Origin of the sequence: Mycobacterium sp. UM_WGJ (genome assembly GCF_000455125.1) — a bacterium.
GTDB lineage: Bacteria > Actinomycetota > Actinomycetes > Mycobacteriales > Mycobacteriaceae > Mycobacterium.
In genome coordinates this window covers 1-23,533 of the sequence record NZ_AUWR01000064.1, presented here as the reverse complement: position 1 = coordinate 23,533, position 23,533 = coordinate 1, and the positions used below count along the sequence as shown (strand labels likewise).

Here is a 23,533-nt window from a genome sequence, read left to right as displayed (position 1 = left end):
CGCCACCACGTCCTTGATGGACGCGGTGATCGCATCCCGATCAGCGTCCTCAGGGATCTGGCAGAAGATGGTGTCGCGCATGATCATCGGTGGATCAGCCGGATTCAAGATAATGATCGCCTTACCCCGCTGCGCACCACCGATGACCTCCACCCCACGCGAGGTGGTCTTGGTGAACTCATCGATATTGGCCCGAGTACCCGGACCGGCCGACACACTGGCAACGCTGGCCACGATCTCGGCATACGGCACCGTGCCGCCCTGCTCCTTGACCGCGCGGGTGACCGCGTACACGATCGGAATGGTGGCCTGACCACCACAAGTGATCATATTGACGTTCGGCGCATCCACATGCTCATGCAGATTCGCCGGCGGAATCACCGCCGGACCCACCGCGGCCGGGGTCAGGTCGATGGCCCGGATCCCGGCGGCCTCATACTTGGGCGCATACGCCTTGTGCACATAAGCACTGGTGGCCTCGAAGACGAAGTCCGGCTTCTCATCCAACCCCAACAGCCAGTCCGCTCCTTCGGCCGAGGTCTCCAAACCCAGCTTGCGCGCCCGAGCCAGACCTTCGCTGTCCGGATCGATGCCGATCATCCAGCGCGGCTCCAGCCACTGCGAACGCAGCAACTTGTACAACAGATCAGTGCTGATATTGCCCGACCCGACAATCGCCACTGAGGCCTTAGCAGCCATGAACGCTCCTCTATTGGAATCTATGCGAAAACCAGCCGGACCGAACCCAGCCCGGTGAAGTCGGCGACACAGTCGTCACCGGCATGTACATCGATGGCCCGGGTCGCGGTGCCCGGCAACACGATGTCGCCGGCCTTCAACCGCACCCCGAAGCTTTCCACCTTGCGAGCCAGCCAGGCCACCGCGGTGACCGGGTTGCCCAGCACCGCGTCACTGCGGCCCTGGGCGACCACCTCGCCGTTCTTGGTCAAGGACGCATCGATGTTCTTGATGTCGATGTCACCGGGCTTGACCCGCTGCTTGCCCAGCACGAATCCCGCCGATGAGGCGTTGTCGGCGATGGTGTCGCAGAGTTTGATCTTCCAGTCGGTGATCCGGCTGTCGATCAGTTCGATCGCCGGGGCGAAGGCCTCGGTCGCGGCCAGCACGTCCTCTTCGGTGCAGTCCGCGCCCGGCAGATCCGCGGCCAGGATGAAGGCCACCTCTACTTCGATCCGCGGGTAGAGGTAGTTCGACGCCTTGACCGGGGAGTCCTCGAACACCTGCATCTCGTTGAGCAGGTGCCCGTAGTCCGGTTCGTCGACGCCCATCATCTGCTGCATCGCCTCGCTGGACAGGCCGACCTTGTGTCCGACGACGCGGGCGCCCTCGGCGATCCGCTGGCGGATATTGATCAGCTGGATCTCGTAGGCGTCGACGACGTCGATACCGGGCTGAGCCGCCGTCAACGGAGAGATCGGAACCCGACTCCGCTCCGCTTGCGCCAACTCGGCAGCGAGTTCCTCACGGATCTGGGCGCTGAGCATCTTCGATGGTCCCCTCGGGTGGTGTTGAGCGGATGAAACGAGCCGTTCAGCGGCAATTCTATAACGTGTTCTAAAAAGCCAACACGGAGACGAGGCCGCAGCCCACCGTGGCGCCGCCGCTGACCGATCTGCCCTACTTCACCCGCTGCAAGATCGGCGGTTCCTGATCACCGACCACCGGTGTAGTCGACGTGCCAGTGTTTGATGCCATTGAGCCAACCCGAACGCAGCCGCTGCGGGCGGTCCAGTGGCTTGAGGTCGGGGATGTTGTCGGCGATCGCGTTGAAGATCAGTCCGATGGTCATCCGTGCCAGATGTGTGCCGATGCAGTAGTGCGCACCAGTACCACCGAAACCGACATGCGGGTTCGGGTCACGCAAGATGTTGAACTCCTGCGGCTTGTCGAACACCGTCTCGTCGAAGTTGGCCGCGCGGTAGAACATCACCACCCGCTGCCCCTCTTTGATCAACGTACCGTTCAGGTTGTGATCACGCGTTGCGGTGCGCTGAAACGATGTCACCGGAGTGGCCCAGCGCACCACCTCGTCGGCGGTAGTCGCCGGACGTTCTTTCTTGAACAGCTCCCACTGCTCGGGATGCTCGGTGAACGCCATCATCCCCTGGGTGATCGAGTTGCGAGTGGTTTCGCTACCGGCCACCGCCAACAGGATGATGAAGTAGCCCAACTCGTCATCGCCCAGCTTCTCGCCGTCGACGTCGGCCTCGACCAGCGTTGTCACGATGTCGGGGCCGGGGTTCTGTCGCTTGAGCTCCGCGAGCTTGAGCCCATAGGTGATGATCTCCAGCGCTGAGGCCGCCGGGTCATAGTGCGCGAATTCGGGGTCGTCGTACGACGTCATCTGGTTGGTCCAGTCGAACAACTTGCCGCGGTCTTCCTGCGGAACCCCCATCAACCCCGCGATCGCCTGCAACGGCAACTCCGAAGCCACTTCCACCACGAAGTCACCGCTGCCCCGCGCCAGTGCCTCTTTGGTGATGGCCTGCGCCCGCGCCTGCAGGTCATCGTGCAAGGGCAAGATGTGTCGCGGCGTAAAGCCACGGGAAATGATCCGCCGCTGCCGCGTGTGCTTCGGCGCGTCCTGGTTCAACATCAAGATCCGCTGCGCGTCGAGCTGTTCACGGGTTGTCTCGTCATGGAACCTGGGGATCGCCCCGTTGCGCTCACTGGAGAACACGCCGTCGAGCCGCGAGATCTCCTTGACGTCCTCATGGCGGGTGATCGCCCAGTAACCGCCGTCTTTGAAGCCGCCACTCTTATCGTCGGGCTGCTCGATCCACTTGATCGGCTCACTGCGCCGCAGTTCGGCGAACTCCGCATCGGGCAGTCGCTCGGCATAGATTTCCGGATCGGTGAAGTCGAAACCGGCCGGAATACCGGTGGCTGACGGGATAGTAGGGCTGGCCACGATGACAACTCCTCACTACTGAACCGCAGGGGAAACGATACGTTCTAGCGCCAGTAAAGCATGCCTTCACCTGAGACAAAAGGGCAGAAAGGCCCTGCGTCCAAGCCGGAACTAGAACACGTTCTACCGTGTCGCCAGGTGGCCATGACCTGGCCGAAACCCAGGTGTTACCAGCAGGGTAGGGAACGGTTGCACGGGAGCCGCGCGCGCGATAAGCCCAGCCAACTGGCGCCCGGGCGGGGCAATTCTATAACGTGTTCTACATGGCCGAACAGGAGTACGACGTCGTCGTGGTCGGAAGCGGCGGCGCCGGGATGGTCGCCGCGCTCACCGCCGCCCACCAGGGACTGTCCACCATCGTCATCGAGAAAGCCGCCCACTACGGCGGCTCGACCGCTCGCTCCGGTGGTGGCGTGTGGATCCCCAACAACGAGGTGCTGCAGCGCGCCGGCGTCAAAGATGACGTCCAGGCTGCTCGCACCTATCTGCACACCATCGTCGGCGACGTGGTTCCCGCCGAGAAGATCGACACCTATCTGCAGCGCGGGCCGGAGATGCTGTCGTTCGTGCTGAAGAACTCGCCGTTGAAGATGTGCTGGGTTCCCGGTTACGCCGACTACTACCCCGAGCAGCCCGGCGGCAAGCCCACCGGCCGTTCGATCGAGCCGAAGCCGTTCAACGCCAAGAAGCTGGGCGCGGACATGAACGACCTGGAGCCGGCCTACGGCAAAGTGCCGCTGAACGTCGTTGTCATGCAGCAGGACTACGTCCGGCTCAACCAGCTCAAGCGCCACCCGCGCGGGGTGCTGCGCAGCCTGAAAGTGGGCGCCCGCACCATGTGGGCCCAGGCCACCGGCAAGAACCTGGTCGGGATGGGCCGGGCTCTGATCGCCCCGCTGCGCATCGGCCTGCAGAAAGCCGGAGTTCCGGTGCAGCTCAATACCGCGCTGACCGACCTCTACGTGGAAGACGGCGTGGTCTCCGGTGTCTACGTCCGGGCGGCGGGCGACTCCGAGTCGAGTGAGCCGCGGCTGATCCGCGCACGGCGCGGGGTCATCCTGGCCAGCGGCGGGTTCGAGCACAACGAACAGATGCGGGTGAAGTACCAGCGCGCGCCGATCACCACCGAATGGACCGTGGGCGCCAAGGCCAACACCGGCGAGGGGATCGTGGCCGGCGAGAAGCTCGGCGCCGCCCTGGACATCATGGAGGACTCCTGGTGGGGGCCGACGGTGCCGCTGCCCGGGGCACCGTGGTTCGCGCTCTCGGAGCGCAACTCGCCCGGATCGATCATCGTCAACATGGCCGGCAAGCGGTTCATGAACGAGTCGATGCCCTACGTCGAGGCCTGCCACCACATGTACGGCGGCGAGTTCGGTCAGGGCCCCGGCCCCGGCGAGAACATCCCGGCCTGGCTGATCTTCGACCAGCGCTACCGCAACAACTACATCTTCGCGGGGCTGCAACCGGGACAACGGATTCCGAAGAAATGGCTGGAGTCCGGCGTGATCGTGTCCGCCGACACCCTGGAGGAGTTGGCGACCAAGACCGGCGTGCCGGCCGCCGCATTGACCGCGACCGTCGAGCGGTTCAACGAGTTCGCGCGGACGGGCGTGGATGAGGACTTCCACCGCGGCGAGAGCGCCTACGACCGCTACTACGGTGACCCGACCAACAAGCCGAACCCGAACCTGGGCCAGATCGCACAGGGCCCGTTCTACGCGGCCAAGATGGTGCCGGGCGACCTGGGCACCAAGGGCGGGATCCGCACCGACGTCAACGGCCGGGCACTGCGCGACGACGACAGCGTCATCGCCGGGCTGTATGCGGCCGGAAACGTGAGCGCACCGGTGATGGGCCACACCTACCCCGGACCGGGCGGCACCATCGGACCCGCCATGACGTTCGGCTACCTGGCCGCTCTCGACATCGCCGGAAAGGCCTGATTATGGCGATCGATCTCGACGTCGCACTGGGAGCGGAGTTCGGCCAGGTCGAATTCTCCTGGACCGCAACCAATGTGCAGCTTTACAACCTGGCGCTGGGCGCCGGGTCGGACCCGATGGATCCGCGGGAGCTGAGCTATGTGGTGGACCGCAAGCCGCAGGTACTACCGACCTTCGGCTGCGTCGCAGCCTCATTCAACGAGGTGGACCCGCCGAAGGTGAGCTGGCCCGGTGTTGAGATCGACCTGGCCAAGATCCTGCACGCCTCGGAGAAGGTGACCGTGCCCGCGCCACTGCCTCCATCGGGCAGCGCCCGCGCGATCAGCCGGATCGTCGAGGTGTGGGACAAGGGCAAGGCTGCCGTGGTGGTGCTCGAGACCTCGGTGACCAGCACCGACGGCACGCCACTGTGGACGCAGCACCGGTCCATCTTCGCTCGCGGCGAGGGTGGCTTCGGCGGCGAGCGCGGGCCGTCGACGTCGAGCGAACTGCCCGACCGGGCACCGGATTTCGAAGTCGACATCCCGGTGTCCCCGCAGCAGGCACTGCTCTACCGGCTCTGCGGCGACCGCAACCCGCTGCACTCCGACCCGGCGTTCGCGGCCGCGGCGGGCTTCGACCGGCCGATCCTGCACGGCCTGTGCACCTACGGCATGACCTGCAAGGCAGCGGCGGACACCGCGCTGGACGGCGACGCCGGCGCGGTCCGTTCCTTCGGCGCCCGGTTCGCCGGCGTGGTCTTCCCCGGCGAGACGCTGCGGGCCCGGCTGTGGAAAGACGGCGATCGACTGGTGGGCAACGTGATCGCACCCTCGCGTGACGATGCCGCCATCCTCAATGATGTGGAGCTTGTTACGGCATAGCTACTTCGACCTGAAACGGGCTTCTGGTGAGCGTGGCTTGGAGTGGTCACGGCCGGGATGAGCGAGTCTGTCATGTGATTGAGCCTTCAGTTTCAGTGGACACCCGAGACAGCGGTGCACGGGTTCGCTGGGAGGAAGTGGGTATGTCCAGGGCTCACCTCGAGCGCCCCTGATCGAATGGGCGATCTACCAAGCCGGTGGGCCGGTGGGCGTCGAGATCGACGAGGGTGGCCACCGGAACGAACCGCCGTGGGCTGATTCCGGCCAGTCGCTGCCGACGCATGGAGGCTGCCGCGGTCTTACCGGAAATGACTTCCCCGTCCTCACTCGGATCTGCAGATCAGCCCGGATCGCGGTGCGCCGTACACCTGACCGGAGACGTCATGGAAACGCCGGTCATCGGCACGATGGCGAGTTGACCTTCTCGACTTCGATGACCCGGTACGCTTCCACCGTTCCGTTCGGAGGCGACGAAGCTGCGGATTTTTCAAAAGCTGCCGGCCCGAACGCAATTCAGCGTTCTCTTCGCTCAACAGCACCCGCTCAGGACGCTCGTCAGCATTAAGCGCCACACCATTATTGTCGGCGTCGGACACCTCGCCGGCGGGGCGCACCCAGCGGCCCAACGCTTGCTCACCCACACCGATCTCGGCGGCCACATGGGCACGGGCCGACCGGTCTCGACTACCAGGCGGCCCGCCTGCCCCTGAAACGCCGGGGCGTACGTCTTGCGCTTGCCCGACATACGGACATCCGCCTCACGGGAACAGCAGTACCACCAGTCACGTGTCCACCAGCAGTCCTCGGCGTCCACGGCCAGCGCACAACTCTTATCGTTATTGATAATGATTTTCATTTTCAGTATGGTGAGCTCTATGACCGCGCCTATGTGGATGGCATCTCCTCCAGAGGTTCATTCAGCTGCGTTGAGCAGCGGCCCTGGGCCCGGCCCACTGTTGTCCGCCGCCGGCGCATGGTCATTGCTGAGCCTTGAGTACACCGCGATCGCCGAAGCGCTGCGGGAATCGTTGGCCGCCACCGAAGCCGGGGCATGGCAGGGACCCAGCGCCGCGAGCTACCTCGCCGCGCATCTCCCGTACCTGGCGTGGCTGACCAAAGCCAGTGCCGACAGCGCCGCGCATGCCTCCCTGCACGAAGCAGCGGCTGCGGCCTACGTCACCGCGCTGGCGACCATGCCGACGTTGGCAGAGCTGGCCGCTAATCACGCCAGCCATGGTGTATTGGTCGCGACCAACTTCTTCGGCATCAACACCATTCCGATAGCGCTCAACGAAGCCGACTACCTCCGAATGTGGGTCCAGGCCGCGACCACTATGGCCACCTACGAAGCGGTGTCCGGCGCAGCATTGGCCTCGGCGCCGCAGCCGGCTGTAGCGCCAACGATCGTCGACCACAGTCACGACGACCACGAGCACGACGAGCACCACGACCACGAGCACGAGCACAACGACGACGACCTGGATGGCGGTCACAACCACGATCACGCCAGCGAGGGCCTGGATCCGACTGACCCGAGATGGTGGGTGGCCGTATGGGGCGAACTGGGCTACTACGCCGAAGTGCTGCTGATCGACCTGCTGACCAATCCTGGCGCGTTCATGACCGACCTCACCTGGATCATCGCCGACCTGACGTTCCATGCCGCCCAGCTCGCGCCGCTGCTTAGCCAGCTGGCCCCGGCGCTGCTGCAGACGGCGCTGGCCTTGTCCATCAGCAACCTGGGTTGGGCGGCGAGCCTTGCCGGCCTGGCAGGCCTAGCCGGAATTCAGCCGGCTTCCGTCCCGGTCGGCGCCGAACCGATCGCCCCGACCACACCTGCAACCGGCGCGTCGTTGGGTGCACCACCCGCTCCAGCGTCCACGACTGTCGGCACGCCTTCGCCGGCTTCGGTTCCCACCAGCGCTCCACCGAGTCCGATGCCACCACCGGCTCCACCTCCGCCAGCAGGCGGGGGGTTCTTCCCGCCGTACGTTATCGGCCCTACGGGCGCAGTAACCCGGGCCAACGCCAAAGCCAGCTCCCGCAGCGCGAGCAAGGCATCGAATCCCGACCCGGCCACCGAAGACTCGACGGCGGCCGCTGCCGTACGGAGTCGGACCAGAAGCCGGCGGCGTCGAACTGCACCAGGGCACGCAGACGAATTCATCAAGGTGTACGCCGACAACACAGCACTCCCTAAACCCGAGCCCACATTGTCGACTCGCGTGTCGGCCAGTATCGCCGGTGGGCTGGGGATCTCCGGCACACATACCGAGGAGGATTCCCCTGCAGCGGGATTAACCACCTTGTCCGGTGATGACTTCGGTAGCGGGCCGACAATCCCGTTGCTACCCGAAAGCTGGCACGACAATGCCTAATGGCCCGCCTGTGAAATTACCGCGACAATTTGCAGAGCAGGGTGTTAAGGCATACATATATCCAAGCGTATATATGCGACTCCACCCATATCTGATTTCGGATAGATATGGACCGTTGCATATATGCAGTCATAACAATTTGACCAGTAGTCCCAACATAGATTGAGAGTGTGTAGATGAGTGATCACAACAACACAAGGCGGAAGAACAACGAGCTGCGTCGCGCAATAGGTGCAGGTAGCACAGTTGGTGCGCTTTTGGCATTTGGGATGTCGCCATTGATATCAGTGCCGGTTGTGCGCGCGGACGATCTCCTCATCGACCTGCCGGATTTCAGCACGCTATCCGATGTCAGCGGTCTGACCGATGCCAGTTTCCTATCAACGGACGTGCCCGGCTCGGCAGCGGAATCGGGTTTTAGCTGGGCCAATGTCTTTGACGCGACCTATGACAATCTCCATGCTGGAGCACAGGAATTCCTCGTTGACCCCGCCAATGCCGGGCTGCTTGAGTTGCTCAACGGCTTCGGCCTCTATGAGGCACTATTCGGGCGGCTGTTGATCGGCAACGGAATCGACGACTTCGCTGGCGCCAACACCTCGCTGTTCGGTTGGTTGCCCGGTATCGGCGACCTCGGCGACGGGGGTTTCCTGTTCGGTGACGGTGGTACCGGCACTGACGCCAGCTACCTCGACGGTGTTCTGAGCGCCGCCGGCGCGGGCGGCAATGCTGGGCTGATCGGCAACGGGGGCATCGGCGGCGTCGGTCTGGCCACCGGTTACTACGGTGGTGACAGCTTGGTCGCAGCGACTGCTGGCGGAGCAGGAGGATCGGGTGGCCTGCTGGTCGGTGACGGCGGCGCCGGCGGCGTGGGTGGCCTGGGTCTGAATGGCAGCATCGCCGACGGCCTCGACGGTGGTGTCGGCGGCGCCGGTGGCGCGGGAGGGAACGCCTACTTTTACGGTTCCGGTGGTGCGGGCGGCAGGGGCGGCGCCGGCGGCAACGGCGCAGCGGGTGCTGACGGACAGATAGACCAGGTCGGCGGTGCTGGCGGCGACGGCGGTGTTGGTGGTGTCGGTGGAACGGGCGGCAACGGCGGGTGGGTCATCGGCCACGGCGGTGCTGCCGGTCGCGGAGGCAACGGCGGCTACGGCGGTGACGGCGGCGAGGGCGCCGACGCCGTAGCGCACAGTCATGACCACGACCATGATCACGGCGAACTCTTCATCCATGAGGCCACCGCTGGCGGGGCCGGCGGAAACGGCGGCAATGGCGGCGCTGCGGGCGAGGGCGGGCTGGCTCGCACGCTCTTCGGTACCACCTTCGGAACCACGGGTGCCGCTACGGCAGCAGGGATGGGGCGCGCCGGCGGTGACGGCGGCGGTGGCGGAGCCGGTGCCGTCGACGGCACCGACGTCCTCTCGGACGGAGCCGCTGGCGGCGTGGGCGGTTACGGCGGAAACGGTAGTACCGGTGGTGGCGGCGGCGCCGGTGGTGACGGCGGCGCCGGAATTACCGCCGGTGCTGGCGGTGCTGGCGGTAACGGCGGAATCGGCAGCGCAGTCCACGGCGGTGCCGGTGGCACCGGTGGTGCCGGTGGCAACGGAACCCATATCGGTGGTGCCGGTGGTGCCGGTGGAATCGGTGGCGACAGTGAGACACGCGATGGCGGGGCCGGCGGTGCCGGGGGTGCTGGCGGCAACTCTGCCGGTGCGACGATCACCTTGCCGGACACTACTGTGATCTCCGGGGCAGCGGGTAACGGCGGGGCCGGCGGTGACGGCGGCAACAACATCGGCACCCACGGCGCCGGTGGCGACGGCGGAGCCGGCGGTCGCGGCGGCAACGGCGTTGAGGCCCTAGCGCCTGGTGGTGCCGGCGGCCATGGCGGCCATGGCGGCGATTCCGGCAAGTTGTTGGGCGAAGCCGGTATCGCGGGTGGGCCGGCCAGTGGACCATTCGGAGGTATCGGTGGTACTGGCGGAGCCGGGCATGAGCACGATTCCAGCCATGACCACAGTGGGGAAGAACCGCCCATCAATCCCGACGAAGACGATGACCATGACCACGACCACGACCACGACCACGACCACTAACGTCGTAGTCGCTGGCGGAAGTCACCGCCTCTGAGGTCCTTCGGGGAGGGCCCCGCACGCCGGCCGTGCGGGGCCCTCCCGCCATTCGGTAAATCGATCAGCCACCCCCGCCGTGTTACTGATGCCAAGCAATGAACTTCCGAGGCTAGTGATACGGCGCACCTCCCGCCGTTTGGTCACGTTCCCGGCCAGGCGAAACGACGGCCTCAACCATGACGACCCCAACTATTCAGTGGAAAGACAGCGGCCGACTGGTGGGCAATGTGGTGGCGCGGGCACGAAAGGACGCCGTCATCCTCAACGATGGGGAGCTTGTTTCGGCCTAGGTTTCCCGGCAGCGCCCGCCTGAACCCAGGCAACCCTAATTGAAAATGACTTTCATCTTCGGATAATCTGTCCGGCATGACCGCGCCGGTATGGATGGCCTCGCCCCCCGAGGTCCATTCGGCTGCGCTGGGCAGCGGCCCGGGGCCCGGGCCCCTGTTGTCTGCCGCCGGCGCGTGGTCGGCGCTGAGCCTTGAGTACACCGCGATCGCGGAGGCGCTGCGGGACGTGTTGGGAGCCACCCAGGCAGCGTCGTGGCAGGGGCCTAGCGCCGAGCGCTATCTCGCCGCACACGTGCCCTACTTGGCCTGGTTGGCGACGGCCAGCGCGGACAGCGCCGCGCGAGCATCCCGACATGAAACAGCGGCCGCGGCCTACGTCAGCGCATTGGCGGCGATGCCCACGATGCCCGAACTGGCGGCCAACCACACTATCCACGGAATCTTGGTCGCCACCAACTTCTTTGGTGTCAACACCATTCCGATCGCGGTCAACGAAGCCGACTATGTGCGGATGTGGATCCAGGCCGCCACCACCATGGCGACCTACGAAACGGTCTCCGGGGCAGCCGTGGCATCAGCCCCACGGCTCGCCGTGGCACCGCCGATCGTCGGCTATTCCGAGGCTGACCATGACCATGACCACGACCACGACCACGACCACGACCACGACGGGATCCACGACGGCGATCTGGATCCGACCGACCCGGAATGGTGGAAAGACGTCTTCGGCGAAATGGGCGAGTGGGCCAAGATCATCATCAACGATCTGCTGACCGACCCGGCAGCGCTGCTGACCGATCTCCCCGTCATCATGGCCGATGTCACCTTCCACGCCAGTCAGCTCGCCGCCACCTTGAGCCAATTCGCGCCGGCGCTGCTGCAACCCGCGCTGGGCCTGGCGATCGGCAACCTGGGCTGGGCGGCCGGCCTGGCCGGACTGGCCGGAATTCAGCCTGCCCCGGTTCCGCTGGCCGTCGAGGCCGTACCTCCGGCCAATCCGCTGACCGCCGGGGGCTCGGCGGGTTCGTCCACCACCGTCGCCAACACCGCCGCGGCACCGGCCACGGGTGGCTCCATTTCGGCGCCGACCACCAGCGCAGCGCCGGCTGCGGCACCGCCTGCCGCTCCCCCCGCCGCTAGTAGCCCGGCGTTCTTCCCCCCGTATGTGATCGGGCCTCCCGGCGTTGCCGGCCAGGTGAGCGCCGTGGCCCGCCGCCATGCCGTGAAGAAGGCATCGAATCCCGACTCTGCCGCCGAGGATGCGGCCACCGCCGCCTCGGCACGGGATCGGTCCCGGGCCCGCCGACGCCGAGCCGCTCGCGGTCACGCGGACGCGCACATCTACGTCTATGCCGACGACACCCCCGACATCGGACCCGACGCCGCGACTCGCGCCTCCGACAGCAGTGCCGGTCGCCTGGGATTCGCTGCGGCGCAAGCCAAGCCTGGTCTGCCCGCGACGGGTTTGACCACGCTGGCGAGCGGCGGTCTGAACGACGGGCCGACCCTTCCGCTGTTGCCCGAGAGCTGGGGCGAACCCACCAACGATTGAGCGGTGCCGGGTTCCCCTCCCACCCAGCGTGAAGCCAACTTCACGTTCGGCGGGAAGCGATCGCGGCTAGCCCAGAATCAGGCCCGACGTAGGCACACCGGTGCCGGCGGTCACCAGCACGTGCTCGACGCCGTCGACCTGATTGACCGAAGTACCGCGCAGCTGGCGCACGCCCTCGGCGATGCCGTTCATGCCGTGCACGTAGGCCTCGCCGAGCTGGCCGCCATGGGTGTTGATCGGCAACCGGCCGCCGAGCTCGATGGCGCCGCCGGCGATGAAGTCCTTGGCCTCCCCCTTGCCGCAGAATCCCAGTTCTTCCAACTGGATCAGCGTGTAGGGGGTGAAGTGGTCGTAGAGGACCGCGGTCTGAATGTCGGCGGGCGTCAGACCCGACTGCGCCCACAGCTGCTTGCCCACCAGACCCATCTCCGGCAGGCCGAGCTCCTCGCGGTAGTAGGAGTACATGGTGAACTGGTCGGCCCCGGCGCCCTGCGCGGCCGCCTCGATGATCGCCGGACGATGCTTGAGGTCGCGGGCTCGCTCCGGCGTGGTCACCACAATCGCCACTCCGCCGTCGGTCTCCTGACAGCAATCCAGCAACCGCAATGGCTCGGCGATCCACCGCGAATTCTGGTGGTCCTCGATGGTGATCGGCTTGCCGTAGAAGTGCGCCTTGGGGTTGGTCGCCGCGTGCTTGCGGTCGGCCACCGACACCACACCGAAATCCGCACTGGTGGCGCCGTATTCGTGCATGTAACGCTGGGCGATCATCGCCACCGAGGCCGCCGGGGTGCTCAGGCCGTGCGGATACGACCAGCTGTACTCCACGCCGCGCGAGTCGGCATTGACTGTCAAACCGGTCATCACCTGGCCGAACCGGAACTCCGAGCGCTCATTGAAGGCACGGTAAGCGACGACCACCTCGGCAACACCAGTCGCCACCGCCAGAGCGGCCTGCTGCACGGTCGCCGCGGCGGCACCACCGCCGTAGCCGATCTGGGAGAAGAACGTCAGCTCACCGATCCCGGTGGCACGCGCCACGGCGGTCTCCAGGTTGGAGTCCATGGTGAAGGTGACCAGGCCGTCGACATCCGAGGGCTTCAGGCCCGCATCGTCGAGGGCGTCGAGCACCGCCTCGGCAGCCAGGCGCAGTTCGCTGCGCCCGGATTCCTTCGAGAAGTCGGTCGCGCCGATTCCGGCGATAGCCGCCTTACCGGACAGCATCATTCCTCCCCGAGGGTGAGAGTGGCGGTGGCGATGACGTGGTCGCCAAGGCTGTTGTTGCCCACGACTTTCACGGTGATCAGGCCGTCTTCCACCGCCGTCACCTCACCGGAGAAGGTGACGGTGTCGTAGGCGTACCACGGCACACCCAGCCGCAGGCCGATCGAGCGGATCACGGCGTTGGACCCGGCCCAGTCGGTGATGTAGCGCTGCACCAGGCCGGTGTCGGTCAGGATGTTGACGAAAATGTCCTTGGAACCCTTGGCCTGCGCCTTGTCCCGATCGTGATGCACGTCCTGGTAGTCGCGGGTGGCGATCGCCGTGGAGACGATGAACGTCGGATCACCGTAGATCTTCAGCTCGGGCAGCTTGGTGCCCACGTCGACAGTCACAGCGCTCATGCCCCGTCTCCTTCCACAGGCTCCCAGGCGTACAGCGACCACGCCGGTCCGACATCGCTGGCAGGGAAATCGAGGAAGGTTGCGCGGACCGGCGTTCCGATCTTCACCGCGGCCGCGTCGGCGCCGCGGAGCTCACCGAGCATCCGCACGCCCTCCTCGAGCTCGACCAGCGCGATCACGAACGGCAAGCTGCGGCCGGGGACCTTGGGCGCGTGGTGCACCACGTAGCTGAACACCGTTCCCTTGCCGCTGGAAACGACATAGTCGGTGGTCTCGGTCTTGTCTTTCCAAACCGCCGGCACCGGCGGGTGCTGCAGGCTGCCGTCCGGGCGGAGCTGGATGCGCAGCTCGTGTGCGGCAACCCCGTCCCAGAAGTACTTGGAGTCCCGCGACCACGACGGGCGCATCATCTTGTCAGGGTCGAGATCCTCGTGTGCAACCGCTGCCGGCGTGGAGCCTTGTCCCGCCTTGTCGGCCGGCAGGAACTTCAGGATGCGCCAGATCATGTCAGCGACATTCTCTTCGCCCACCCACCAACGGATCTTCTGGGTGACGAAGTAGCCCTCGCCCAGGCCGGTCTTCTTGGGCCCCACTATGTCGGTCACCTCTGCGGTGACGCTGACTTCCTCGCCGGGACGCAGGTAGCGGTGATAGGTCTGCTCGCAGTTAGTAGCAACCACGCCGACATAGCCCGCGCCGTCGAACAGTTCCATGACCTTGCCGAGGGGGTCATCGGCGGGGCGCTCCCCACCCAGGCCCATCATCGTCCACACCTGGATCATGGCCGGCGGAGCGACGATTCCGGGATGCCCGGCCGTCTGCGCGGCTGCCTCGTCGGTGTAGATCGGGTTGGTGTCGCCGATCGCGTCGACCCAGTGCCGAATCATCGGCTGGTTCACCGGATCCCGACCGGACCGCGGCTTGCTGCGGCCCGACGCCAGTATCTGCTCGATCCCGGTGGAAAGGTCGCTCATCACCTCTCCTCGACTCATCGTGACACCCGTGGAACGTTCAGCCCAGAAGCGGCGATCATCTCGCGCATGACCTCGTTGACGCCGCCGCCGAAGGTGATCACCAGGTTGCGCTTGGCCACCTTGTCCAGCCAGACGAGGACTTCAGCGGTCTCGGGGTCCGCCGGGTTGCCGAATCTGCCGACGATCTCCTCAGCGAGTCGATTGACTTCCTGGATGCGTTCGGTGGAGAACACTTTGGTGGCCGCCGCGTCGGCGACGGCGATGTTCTCGCCAGAGGCTGCCACCTGCCAGTTGAGCAACTCATTGATACGCCAGATCGACTTGATCTGCGCCAGCAGATGTTTCACGTCGTCGTGCTCGATAGGCGTGACGCCGTCCGACCCCGGCTTGGACGCCCAGTCGTGTACCTGGTCGTAGATGCCGGCGATGCGACCAGCCGGCCCCAGACCGACCCGCTCGTGGTTGAGCTGCGTCGTGATGAGCTTCCAGCCACCGTTCTCCTCACCAACCAGCATGTCGGCGGGTACGTGCACATCGTTGTAGTACGTCGCGTTGGTGTGATGGGCCCCGTCGGACAGAATGATCGGAGTCCAGGAGTACCCGGGATCCTTCGTGTCGACGATGAGAATCGAGATGCCCTTGTGCTTGGCAGCGGTCGGGTCGGTTCGGCAGGCCAGCCAGATGTAGTCGGCGTCGTGAGCGCCGGTGGTCCACATCTTCTGCCCGTTGACGATGTATTCGTCACCGTGCTTGACCGCGGTCGTCCGCAGTGACGCGAGATCGGTGCCGGCGTCGGGCTCGGAGTAACCGATCGCGAAATGTACATCGCCGGAAAGAATTCCAGGCAGGAACTTCTTCTTCTGATCATCGGTACCGAGCGCCTGCAGTGTTGGGCCGACAGTCTGCAGGGTGACCATCGGCAACGGGATGTCAGCACGGTTGGCCTCGTTGATGAAGATCTGCTGCTCCACCGGGCCGAATCCCAGGCCGCCATACTCCTTGGGCCAACCGACGCCCAACTTGCCGTCGCTGCCCATCCGCTTGATCACCGCACGGTAGGCCTCGTTGTGCCGATCCGACTCCATCGCCTGCGCCTCTTCGGGCGTGATGAGGGTCGAGAAGTACTCTCGCAGTTCGGCTTGCAGCGCCCGCTGCTCGGGTGTCAGGTCGATGAACATTTACGCTCCCACCAAGTCGAGGCGGTGCACCGGACCACCCAAGAGCCGGGTCAAGTCTTTTATCGAGGAGTAATAGCGGTCCATCGGGTACGCGATGTCCATGCCCATTCCGCCGTGCAGGTGGTGGCAGAGTCGCATGGCCGGTGCAGCCTGCGAGGTCAGCCAGTAACCCAGGATGCCGAGATCATCGCCGGCGTCAAGACCTTGAGCCAACCGCCAAATCACTGATGTCGACAGCAAGTCAATGGTCCGCGACGCGATGTAAACCTCGGAAAGCTGCGCGGCCACCGTCTGGAACGTCGACAGCGGACGGCCGAACTGCTCGCGGGTGGCGACGTAGTCGGCGGTCAACCGCAGGGCGCCGGCCACCAGTCCGGCCCCGAACGCCCCGGTGGCGGCCAGCGCCAACTGGTTGACCCGGGCAACGCTGGCGCCGTCGAGCACGTCGGCATCCTCGATCGCGACGTCGGCAAACGTCACCACGTACTCGTCGGATCCGTTGGAGGTCGGTGTCTTGGTGATCGTGACGCCGTCGGCATCCGGGGCGACTACCACCACCGCCTTATCAGCAGTGACGACCAACCAAGCCGCCGTCTGGGCATAGGAAACACCGGTCTTGATGCCGTTGAGCTTTCCGCCCGCAAAGCTGGTCTTGGGGTACTCCGGCAGCTGTCGGCCGGGTTCGTTCAGCGCGGCCGAGAGCACCGCACCGGTGGGCACTCCCGACAGATACCGGTCCTGCTGGCTGTCGGACGCCAGGTCCAGCAGCGGGATCAACCCCAGCCCCAACGTCGCCAGCGCAGGACCGACGGTGCCATGACGGCCGATCTCGGTCAGCGCGGTGGCCAGCTCCGACAGGCCCAGACCGTCTCCACCGAGTCGTTCTGGCACGCCCAGCGCCGCGACGCCGCCGGCTACCAGCGCATCCCAGCTGTTGTCTCGGTCGAGCACCGACGTCACCACATCGGCGACCGCCTGCTGCTCCGGGTTCGGTGTGAAATCCACCCGAATCCTCCTTGATTCGTCTAGCCGTCAGGGTGCTCAGTGCGCGACCGGGCACGCACCCGAGTAATCAACCGGCCAGTGCTTGATGCCGTTGAGCCAGCCCGACTTCAGCCGCTCCGGCTCGCCGATCGGCTTCAGGTCGGGCATGTGATCGGCGACGGCGTTGAAGATCAGGTTGATGGTCAGGCGGGCCAGGTTGGCGCCGATGCAGTAGTGCGCCCCGGTGCCGCCGAAGCCGACGTGCGGGTTCGGGTCACGAAGGATGTTGAAGGTGAACGGATCGTCGAACACCTCCTCGTCGAAGTTGGCCGACCGGTAGGACATCACCACGCGCTCGCCGGCCTTGATCTTGACGCCGGAGATCTCGGTGTCTTCGCTTGCCGTGCGCTGGAATGCCGAAACCGGAGTGGCCCAACGGATGATCTCGTCCACGGCGGTCTGCGGCCGTTCCCGCTTGAACAGCTCCCACTGGTCGGGGTTCTGCGAGAACGCGACCATGCCGTGCGTGATCGAGTTGCGGCTGGTCTCATTGCCCGCGACCGCCAGCATGATGACGAAGAAGCCGAACTCGTCATCGCTGAGCTTCTCGCCGTCGATGTCGGCCTGGATCAGCTTGGTCACGATGTCGTCGGTGGGGTTCTTGCCCCGCTCCTCGGCCATCTTCATGGCGTAGGTGATGACCTCGAACGACGACATCGCCGGGTCGACGCCGGCGTACTCCGGGTCCTCGCCGGCGGTCATCTCGTTGGACCAGCGGAACAACTTGTCCCGGTCGTCCTGGGGCACACCGAGCAGTTCGGCGATGGCCTGCAGCGGCAGCTCGCAGGACACCTGCTCAACGAAGTCGCCGGTGTTGGACGCCGCGGCGTTCTGAGCGATCTTCTGCGCTCGCGCCTTCAACTCGTCCTCAAGCCGCGAGAGCGCACGGGGAGTGAAGCCGCGGGAGATGATCTTGCGCAGCCGGGTGTGGTGCGGCGCGTCCATGTTCAGCAGGACCGCGCGCTGCAGGTCGACCGCCTCACGGGTCATCTCCTGCGGCCAGACCGGGATCGCGCCGTTCATCGCGCTGGAGAAGACGTCGCTGCGCAACGAGACGTCCTTGACGTCCTTGTGCTTGGTCACCAGCCAGTAACCCTTGTCCCCGAAACCTCCGGTTCCGCCGGGGACGTCGACCCAGCGCACCGGTTCGGACTTGCGCAGCTCGGCGAGCTCGTTGACCGGTAGGCCCTTGAGGCTCATCTCGGAGTCGAGGAAGTCGAAGTCGCTGGGAATGGCGGGGCAGCCCATGTGTCTACTCCTAGAGTGTTCGGTAGGTAACTGTGTTGGGTTTGACGACGTTTGAACGATCAACCGCCGAACAACGCCGTCTAGTGCCTGATTGCGACCATTGAAACACGGCCCGACCGCAGATCAAAGGCAGTGCCGCATCGTCGCTTGTCAGACTAATGAAACGTGTTCTAGCCTGGCCGCATGGGTAATCCTGTCATCGTAGAAGCCACCCGCAGCCCCATCGGTAAACGTAATGGCTGGTTGTCCGGCCTGCATGCCACCGAACTGCTCGGGGCGGTGCAGAAGGCACTGGTCGCGAAGGCCGGCATCGACGCGGGAATCGTCGAGCAGGTGATCGGCGGCTGCGTCACCCAGTTCGGCGAGCAGGGCAACAACGTCACCCGGCAGTCCTGGCTGGTGGCCGGGCTGCCCGAGCATGTCGGCGCCACCAGCATCGACTGCCAGTGCGGCAGCGCACAGCAGGCCAACCACCTGATCGCCGGCCTCATCGCCAGCGGCGCCATCGACATCGGCATCGCCTGCGGGATTGAGGCGATGAGCCGCGTGCCGCTGGGGGCGAACGGCGGCGGCGCCCGCGCAGCGTCCTGGGACATTGACCTGCCCAACCAGTTCGAGGCGGCCGAGCGCATCGCTAAGCGCCGGGGCATCACCCGCGCCGACGTGGACGCACTGGGGCTGCGGTCTCAGCAGCGGGCCAAACAGGCCTGGGCCGAGGGTCGGTTCGACCGGGAGATCTCCCCGATCGAGGCCCCGGTGATCGACGAGAACAAGCAGCCCACCGCCGAGCTGAACATCGTCAGCCGCGACCAGGGTCTGCGCGACACCACGGCCGAAGGCCTCGCGGCGCTGAACCCCGTGATGGAGGGCGGCATTCACACCGCCGGTACCTCGTCGCAGATCTCCGACGGCGCCGCCGCGGTGCTGTGGATGGATGAGGACAAGGCCAAAGCTCTCGGTCTGCGGCCGCGGGCTCGCATCATCAGCCAGGCCAACGTCGGCGCCGAAACCTACTACCACCTCGACGGCCCGGTGCAGTCCACCGCGAAGGTGCTGGAAAAGGCCGGCATGAAGATCGGCGACATCGACCTGGTCGAGATCAACGAGGCGTTTGCCTCGGTGGTGTTGTCCTGGGCAGCGGTGCACAAGCCGGACATGGATCGGGTCAACGTCAACGGCGGGGCGATCGCGCTGGGCCACCCGGTGGGTTCCACCGGCAGCCGGCTGATCACCACGGCGCTGCACGAGCTCGAGCGCACCGACTCCTCGACCGCGCTGATCACCATGTGTGCCGGCGGAGCGCTGTCCACCGGCACCATCATCGAGCGCATCTAGTGGCCCCGGTTTCCGAGACCGACCGGATAGCGGCGGCGCAGGCCTACATCGACGCGCTGGTCAGCCACGACGCCTCGGCGGTTCCGTTCAGTGCGGACTGCGTCCGGATCGAGGTCGGACTCAAGACCGGCTTCTCGGGAAATCATCTGCGGCGCAGCCTCAACCGCGGCCCGCAGTTCCGGTTGATCTCGGCGGCCACGTTGCCCACGTACAGCATCGACGGCGACGACGTGCGGGCGGTCTACGACATCATCACCAAGCCGTCGCTGTTCGGACTCCGGGTGTGCTCGCATGTCGATGAGGTTTTCCGGATCCCCGCTGACAGCCCGGACGGTACCGCCGTGATTCACCACATCCGCGCGGGGATCCGTCCGTTCGTCCACCGCTAGAGTGAGCCCGTGAGCAAGCCAGACATTCCCGAGAAGCCGAAGTCGCTGGATTCGCCGGTCACCGGGACGGTGATCAAGTGGATGTCGCGGGCCAACACCTGGGCCTACAAGGCGACCGGCGGACGCGTCGGCGGTAAGTGGCGCTTGGGCACCAAGCACTTCGGTGAGGTTCCCGAGGTCGGCATTCTTACCACCACCGGACGCAAGTCCGGTCAGCCGCGGGAGTCCCCGCTGTTGTTCCTGCGCGAAGGTGACCGGGTGATCCTGGTGGCTTCCCAAGGCGGGCGCGCCACCAACCCGATGTGGTATCTGAACCTGAAGGCCGACGCGCAGGTGTCATTCCGGATCCGCAGCGAAGTGCTGTCGCTGCGTGCCCGCGACGCCAGCGAGGCCGAGCGGGCCGCCTACTGGCCCAAGCTCGACAAGATGTACCCCGACTTCGTCAACTACCGGGCCTGGACCGATCGGGAGATCCCGATCGTCATCTGCGAGCCCTAAGGACCGCCGGTGATCCGGGATTCGCGGCGCCTGCGCTACGGGGCAGCCGCCCTTCCCGCGGTCGTCGTGTTGTTCGCAGCCCCCGCGGCGTGGGCTGCCGAATCGATCACACTGGAGTTCGTGCGGCACGGGCAAGCCGGCGACAACCTGGTGATCAACAACGAGGTTCCCGGTCCCCCGCTGACCGAACTCGGCCAACAGCAGGCGCACAGCGTCGCCGACCTGCTGGCCGATGACGGCATCAGTGGCATCTACTCCTCGATCATGACCCGCGCGCACGAGACCGCGGATCCACTGGCAGAGCTGCTGGGCCTGCCCGTGCACGAGTTGTCCGGACTCAACGAGATCGACGCCGGTCTTCTCGCGGACCTGCCGGTGAACGTCGGCGGGCTGCCGGTGGGGGCGGTGCTGTACGCCGCGGCGCCGATGCTGTGGGCGCTCGGTCTGTATTTCGTTCCGCAGCTGGGCTCCTCGGATTCCAACGGGATGGCTTTCCAGGATCGTTTCTCTGCCGCCGTCGCCGCGATCTATGCCGACAGCGAGGGCGGCGACACCGCTGCGGTGTTCTCCCACGAAGGCTCGATCGTGTTCTGGACCTTGATGAACGTCGACAATCCTGACTTCGGCATCCTCTTCAGCGAAGCACTGAGCACGGGTGAGCTGCTGCCCTTCACCGGCGTCATCGAGGTTCGGGGCAACCCCGAGGACGGCTGGACACTGGTCAGCTGGAACGGGCAGCCGGTCGCCGAAGACCCGGGACTGCTCACCGAGCTCTTCGTCGATGTGCGCGACTTGATCACCGCGCCGCAGCTGGCGCTCTTCCACGGCTGGGAAGCTCTGCTCAGCGGGGACCCGGCGACATTCGTGGATGCGGTTCAGGCCGGGGCCGACGACGTCAGCGCGGCGGTCCTGCAATTCCCGGCCGAGGTGGTGCACGACCTGTTCGGCGCCTTCTGACCTGGTCAGCCTACGAGAAAGCTCCGCACACCCGAAGGTGTGCGGAGCTTTCTTGCGTCGAGACGCAGGGCTTAGGGCGTCTTGCCGTTCGCACCGGTCGCGCCGTTGGTGGAGCCGGTCCCACCCGTGGCGCCGGCACCGCCATTGATCTGACCGGCATTGGTGCCGATGGATCCCGGACCGGTCGGCAGGTTCGGGGTGACGACGGTGCCACCGGTCCCACCGGTGCCGCCGACACCGCTGGTCGTGCCGGTGCCACCGTTGCCGCCGGCGCCGCCCTTACCGCCCGACACGTTGTTGACCGGGCCGGAGGCGCTGGTGGTTCCGTTGCTGATCGAGGACGGCGGCTTCCCGCTGCCGGTCCAGCCCCAGCGGATGTTGCTACCGTCACCGCCCTTGCCGCCGTCACCGCCGGCACCACCGGTGCTACCGGCCCCGACCCCCGCGCCGCCGTTGCCGCCCGCGCCGCCACTACCGCCGTGCGAGCCGGCTGCGTACTGGTCGCTGCCGCCCATACCGCCGTCGCCGCCGTCGCCGCCGACGAACCCACTGCCACCGCTGCCGCCGGCGCCACCTGTTCCCGTGACGGTGATCGGATTCCCCGCCTTGGAGGCGTTCCCGGCGGTGTCGATGTAGCCCAAGGAACTGAGGTTTCCGCTGCTGCCACCCTTGCCGCCGACTCCGCCGTCGCCGCCGTTACCGGCGTGCCCGGCAGCACCTTGGGCGGTACCTGCGCCGGCCGTACCGCCGTTGCCGCCGGCACCGCCGGCGCCACCGTTGGCGCCGTTGCCGATGTTGTGCCCCTGGGTCGGATAGCCCTCGTTTCCGTGGTAGGTGTAGCCGCCGTTACCGCCATCGGCGCCGATGCCACCCTTACCGCCGTCGCCACCATTAGTGCCCACACCGGTGGTGCCGCCGCCGGCTCCACCGGAGCCTCCGTTGCCACCGGTGCCGCCGGCACCGCCCACCGTTCCATTGCTGGCAGTGGCGTTGTACGACGGAGATCCGATGCCGTCGGTGCCCCGAGCGCCGTTGGCACCGTTGCCGCCGTTGCCGGCCACTCCGCCATCGCTGTCGGCGCCGCCAGTTCCGTTAGTGGCGCTGCCGCCGGCCGCGCCGTTGCCGGCGTTGCCGCCGTTACCGCCGCTACCGCCCTTGCCGCTCGCCGCCGTGGCGTCGACGCCGTTACCGCCGTTACCGCCGTTACCGGCCTTACCGGCGTTGCCACCGGTGTCACCGACGCCCGCACCGGCATTGCCGCCCGCACCGGCATTGCCGCCGTTGCCGCCGGCAGAGCCGTTGGAGCCGCCCGTGGTCCCGTTGGCGCCGGTACCGCCGTTGCCGCCGCTACCGCCGGCACCACCGTTGCCGAGCGATCCAGCTGCACCGCCCTTGCCGCCTGCGCCGCCGTTTTGGCCGGCACCGCTGGCCAGTGTGGTGCCGGTGCCGCCGTCGCCGCCCTTGCCGCCGTTACCACCGGCAGTTCCGGCGCTACCGGCTTGGCCGTTGGCGGCCGTCTGCCCGCCGCCACTGTCGCCACCGACACCGGCCGTGCCCGCAGCGCCGCGGTTACCACCGGCGCCACCGTTACCACCGACGCCCGCGGTCGCTCCGGTGCCACCACCGAGACCCTTACCACCGGCGCCACCGTTACCGGCATTGCCGCCGCTGCCGGCGTTACCACCGACACCACCAGCACCGTGGTGGTCAGCCGTGCCGTTGCTGGCGGTACCACTGGCACCACCAGCGCCACCGGCGCCACCATTGCCACCCTTGCCACCGCTGGTGCCATCACCACCGGTACCACCGGCGGCACCGGCCACGGTGGCATCGGTACCGGCCTTGCCGTCCGCACCGGAACCACCGTTACCGGCGTTGCCACCCAGGCCACCAGCGCCGCCACTGGCCGCCACCGCACCCCGGTCACCACCGGCACCACCGACGCCGCCCTGACCGCCGTTGCCACCGTTGGCCGAGCTGCCCGCAGCCTGAGTGAAACCGTTACCGCCCCGGCCACCGGCACCACCATCAGCACCCTGACCATCAACGGCCCGCGTCGCACCGTCGGCCTCTAGACCACCGACACCACCGCTGCCGCCCTTGCCGCCATTGCCACCGTTGGTGCCGTTCGGGGTTGCCGAACTGGTGGCGTCAACACCGGCTGCGCCGTCACCGCCCTTGCCGCCGGCACC

19 protein-coding genes and 1 pseudogene are annotated in these 23,533 nt (G+C 66.4%); 9 read left to right on the top strand and 11 right to left on the bottom strand.

Features of this window, described 5'->3' with window-relative positions:
* The 3 genes from N416_RS0118120 to N416_RS0118110 all read right to left on the bottom strand — a co-directional run.
* On the bottom strand, positions 1 to 699 hold a 699-nt coding region (locus N416_RS0118120; protein WP_024443518.1), incomplete at its 3' end, for an acetaldehyde dehydrogenase (acetylating).
* 20 nt (positions 700 to 719) lie between these two features.
* Positions 720 to 1,505, bottom strand: coding sequence for a 2-keto-4-pentenoate hydratase (locus N416_RS0118115; protein ID WP_024443517.1), 786 nt, complete (start codon positions 1,503 to 1,505; stop codon positions 720 to 722).
* A 167-nt stretch (positions 1,506 to 1,672) separates the two neighbouring features.
* The gene (locus tag N416_RS0118110; RefSeq protein ID WP_036458508.1) at positions 1,673 to 2,932 is read right to left on the bottom strand and encodes a cytochrome P450; all 1,260 of its coding nucleotides are present in this window, start codon (positions 2,930 to 2,932) and stop codon (positions 1,673 to 1,675) included.
* Positions 2,933 to 3,195: 263 nt separating this feature from the next.
* Here N416_RS0118110 and kstD point away from each other — a divergent pair, with 263 nt between their 5' ends.
* Together kstD and N416_RS0118100 are read left to right on the top strand one after the other, a co-directional pair.
* A complete protein-coding gene (gene kstD / locus N416_RS0118105; RefSeq protein WP_036458516.1) occupies positions 3,196 to 4,878 on the top strand; it encodes a 3-oxosteroid 1-dehydrogenase in 1,683 nt (560 codons plus the stop codon).
* Between the two features lie 2 nt (positions 4,879 to 4,880).
* Complete coding sequence (locus tag N416_RS0118100) at positions 4,881 to 5,741, top strand: MaoC family dehydratase (RefSeq protein WP_024443514.1); 861 nt, start codon at positions 4,881 to 4,883, stop codon at positions 5,739 to 5,741.
* 323 nt (positions 5,742 to 6,064) lie between these two features.
* Here the strand turns inward: N416_RS0118100 and N416_RS23345 are convergent, their stop codons facing one another.
* Positions 6,065 to 6,400, bottom strand: a complete 336-nt coding sequence (locus N416_RS23345; RefSeq protein ID WP_125078943.1) for a hypothetical protein — start codon at positions 6,398 to 6,400, stop codon at positions 6,065 to 6,067.
* A gap of 216 nt (positions 6,401 to 6,616) precedes the next feature.
* Here N416_RS23345 and N416_RS0118095 point away from each other — a divergent pair, with 216 nt between their 5' ends.
* From N416_RS0118095 to N416_RS0118085, 3 genes are all read left to right on the top strand, one after another.
* Positions 6,617 to 8,119 carry a PPE family protein gene (locus N416_RS0118095; RefSeq protein ID WP_024443513.1) on the top strand — a complete coding sequence of 501 codons (1,503 nt, stop codon included), beginning with the start codon at positions 6,617 to 6,619 and terminating at the stop codon, positions 8,117 to 8,119.
* A gap of 296 nt (positions 8,120 to 8,415) precedes the next feature.
* A complete protein-coding gene (locus N416_RS24300; protein WP_024443512.1) occupies positions 8,416 to 10,215 on the top strand; it encodes a hypothetical protein in 1,800 nt (599 codons plus the stop codon).
* A 402-nt stretch (positions 10,216 to 10,617) separates the two neighbouring features.
* Positions 10,618 to 12,093, top strand: coding sequence for a PPE family protein (locus N416_RS0118085; RefSeq protein WP_024443511.1), 1,476 nt, complete (start codon positions 10,618 to 10,620; stop codon positions 12,091 to 12,093).
* Between the two features lie 66 nt (positions 12,094 to 12,159).
* On the opposite strand, the gene N416_RS0118080 is transcribed toward N416_RS0118085, so the two are convergent.
* From N416_RS0118080 to N416_RS0118055, 6 genes are read right to left on the bottom strand one after another with little or no spacing between them, the layout of a single operon-like run.
* Positions 12,160 to 13,317, bottom strand: a complete 1,158-nt coding sequence (locus tag N416_RS0118080) for a lipid-transfer protein (protein WP_024443510.1) — start codon at positions 13,315 to 13,317, stop codon at positions 12,160 to 12,162.
* The gene (locus N416_RS0118075; protein ID WP_164518028.1) at positions 13,317 to 13,709 is read right to left on the bottom strand and encodes a MaoC family dehydratase; all 393 of its coding nucleotides are present in this window, start codon (positions 13,707 to 13,709) and stop codon (positions 13,317 to 13,319) included. The genes N416_RS0118080 and N416_RS0118075 overlap by 1 nt, the downstream gene beginning before the upstream one ends.
* A gap of 5 nt (positions 13,710 to 13,714) precedes the next feature.
* On the bottom strand, positions 13,715 to 14,692 hold the full coding sequence (locus N416_RS0118070; RefSeq protein ID WP_024443508.1) for a bifunctional MaoC family dehydratase N-terminal/OB-fold nucleic acid binding domain-containing protein: 978 nt from the start codon (positions 14,690 to 14,692) through the stop codon (positions 13,715 to 13,717).
* Between the two features lie 14 nt (positions 14,693 to 14,706).
* Positions 14,707 to 15,870, bottom strand: a complete 1,164-nt coding sequence (gene fadE29, locus N416_RS0118065) for an acyl-CoA dehydrogenase FadE29 (RefSeq protein ID WP_024443507.1) — start codon at positions 15,868 to 15,870, stop codon at positions 14,707 to 14,709.
* Positions 15,871 to 16,875: an acyl-CoA dehydrogenase family protein gene (locus N416_RS0118060; RefSeq protein WP_024443506.1), complete on the bottom strand. Its 1,005-nt coding sequence runs from the start codon at positions 16,873 to 16,875 to the stop codon at positions 15,871 to 15,873.
* A gap of 36 nt (positions 16,876 to 16,911) precedes the next feature.
* The gene (locus N416_RS0118055) at positions 16,912 to 18,162 is read right to left on the bottom strand and encodes a cytochrome P450 (RefSeq protein WP_024443505.1); all 1,251 of its coding nucleotides are present in this window, start codon (positions 18,160 to 18,162) and stop codon (positions 16,912 to 16,914) included.
* Between the two features lie 183 nt (positions 18,163 to 18,345).
* On the opposite strand from N416_RS0118055, the gene N416_RS0118050 reads away from it, so the two are divergent.
* The 4 genes from N416_RS0118050 to N416_RS0118035 all read left to right on the top strand — a co-directional run bounded on the left by N416_RS0118050 (position 18,346) and on the right by N416_RS0118035 (position 21,341).
* A complete protein-coding gene (locus N416_RS0118050; RefSeq protein ID WP_024443504.1) occupies positions 18,346 to 19,497 on the top strand; it encodes a steroid 3-ketoacyl-CoA thiolase in 1,152 nt (383 codons plus the stop codon).
* The gene (locus N416_RS0118045; RefSeq protein WP_024443503.1) at positions 19,497 to 19,886 is read left to right on the top strand and encodes a hypothetical protein; all 390 of its coding nucleotides are present in this window, start codon (positions 19,497 to 19,499) and stop codon (positions 19,884 to 19,886) included. The genes N416_RS0118050 and N416_RS0118045 overlap by 1 nt, the downstream gene beginning before the upstream one ends.
* 81 nt (positions 19,887 to 19,967) lie before the next feature.
* Positions 19,968 to 20,384, top strand: a complete 417-nt coding sequence (locus tag N416_RS0118040) for a nitroreductase family deazaflavin-dependent oxidoreductase (protein WP_369797617.1) — start codon at positions 19,968 to 19,970, stop codon at positions 20,382 to 20,384.
* A 9-nt stretch (positions 20,385 to 20,393) separates the two neighbouring features.
* Positions 20,394 to 21,341, top strand: coding sequence for a histidine phosphatase family protein (locus N416_RS0118035; protein ID WP_024443501.1), 948 nt, complete (start codon positions 20,394 to 20,396; stop codon positions 21,339 to 21,341).
* Positions 21,342 to 21,412: 71 nt separating this feature from the next.
* On the opposite strand, the pseudogene N416_RS24170 reads toward N416_RS0118035, so the two are convergent.
* Positions 21,413 to 23,533: pseudogene (locus N416_RS24170) on the bottom strand (PE family protein); the annotation flags it as partial.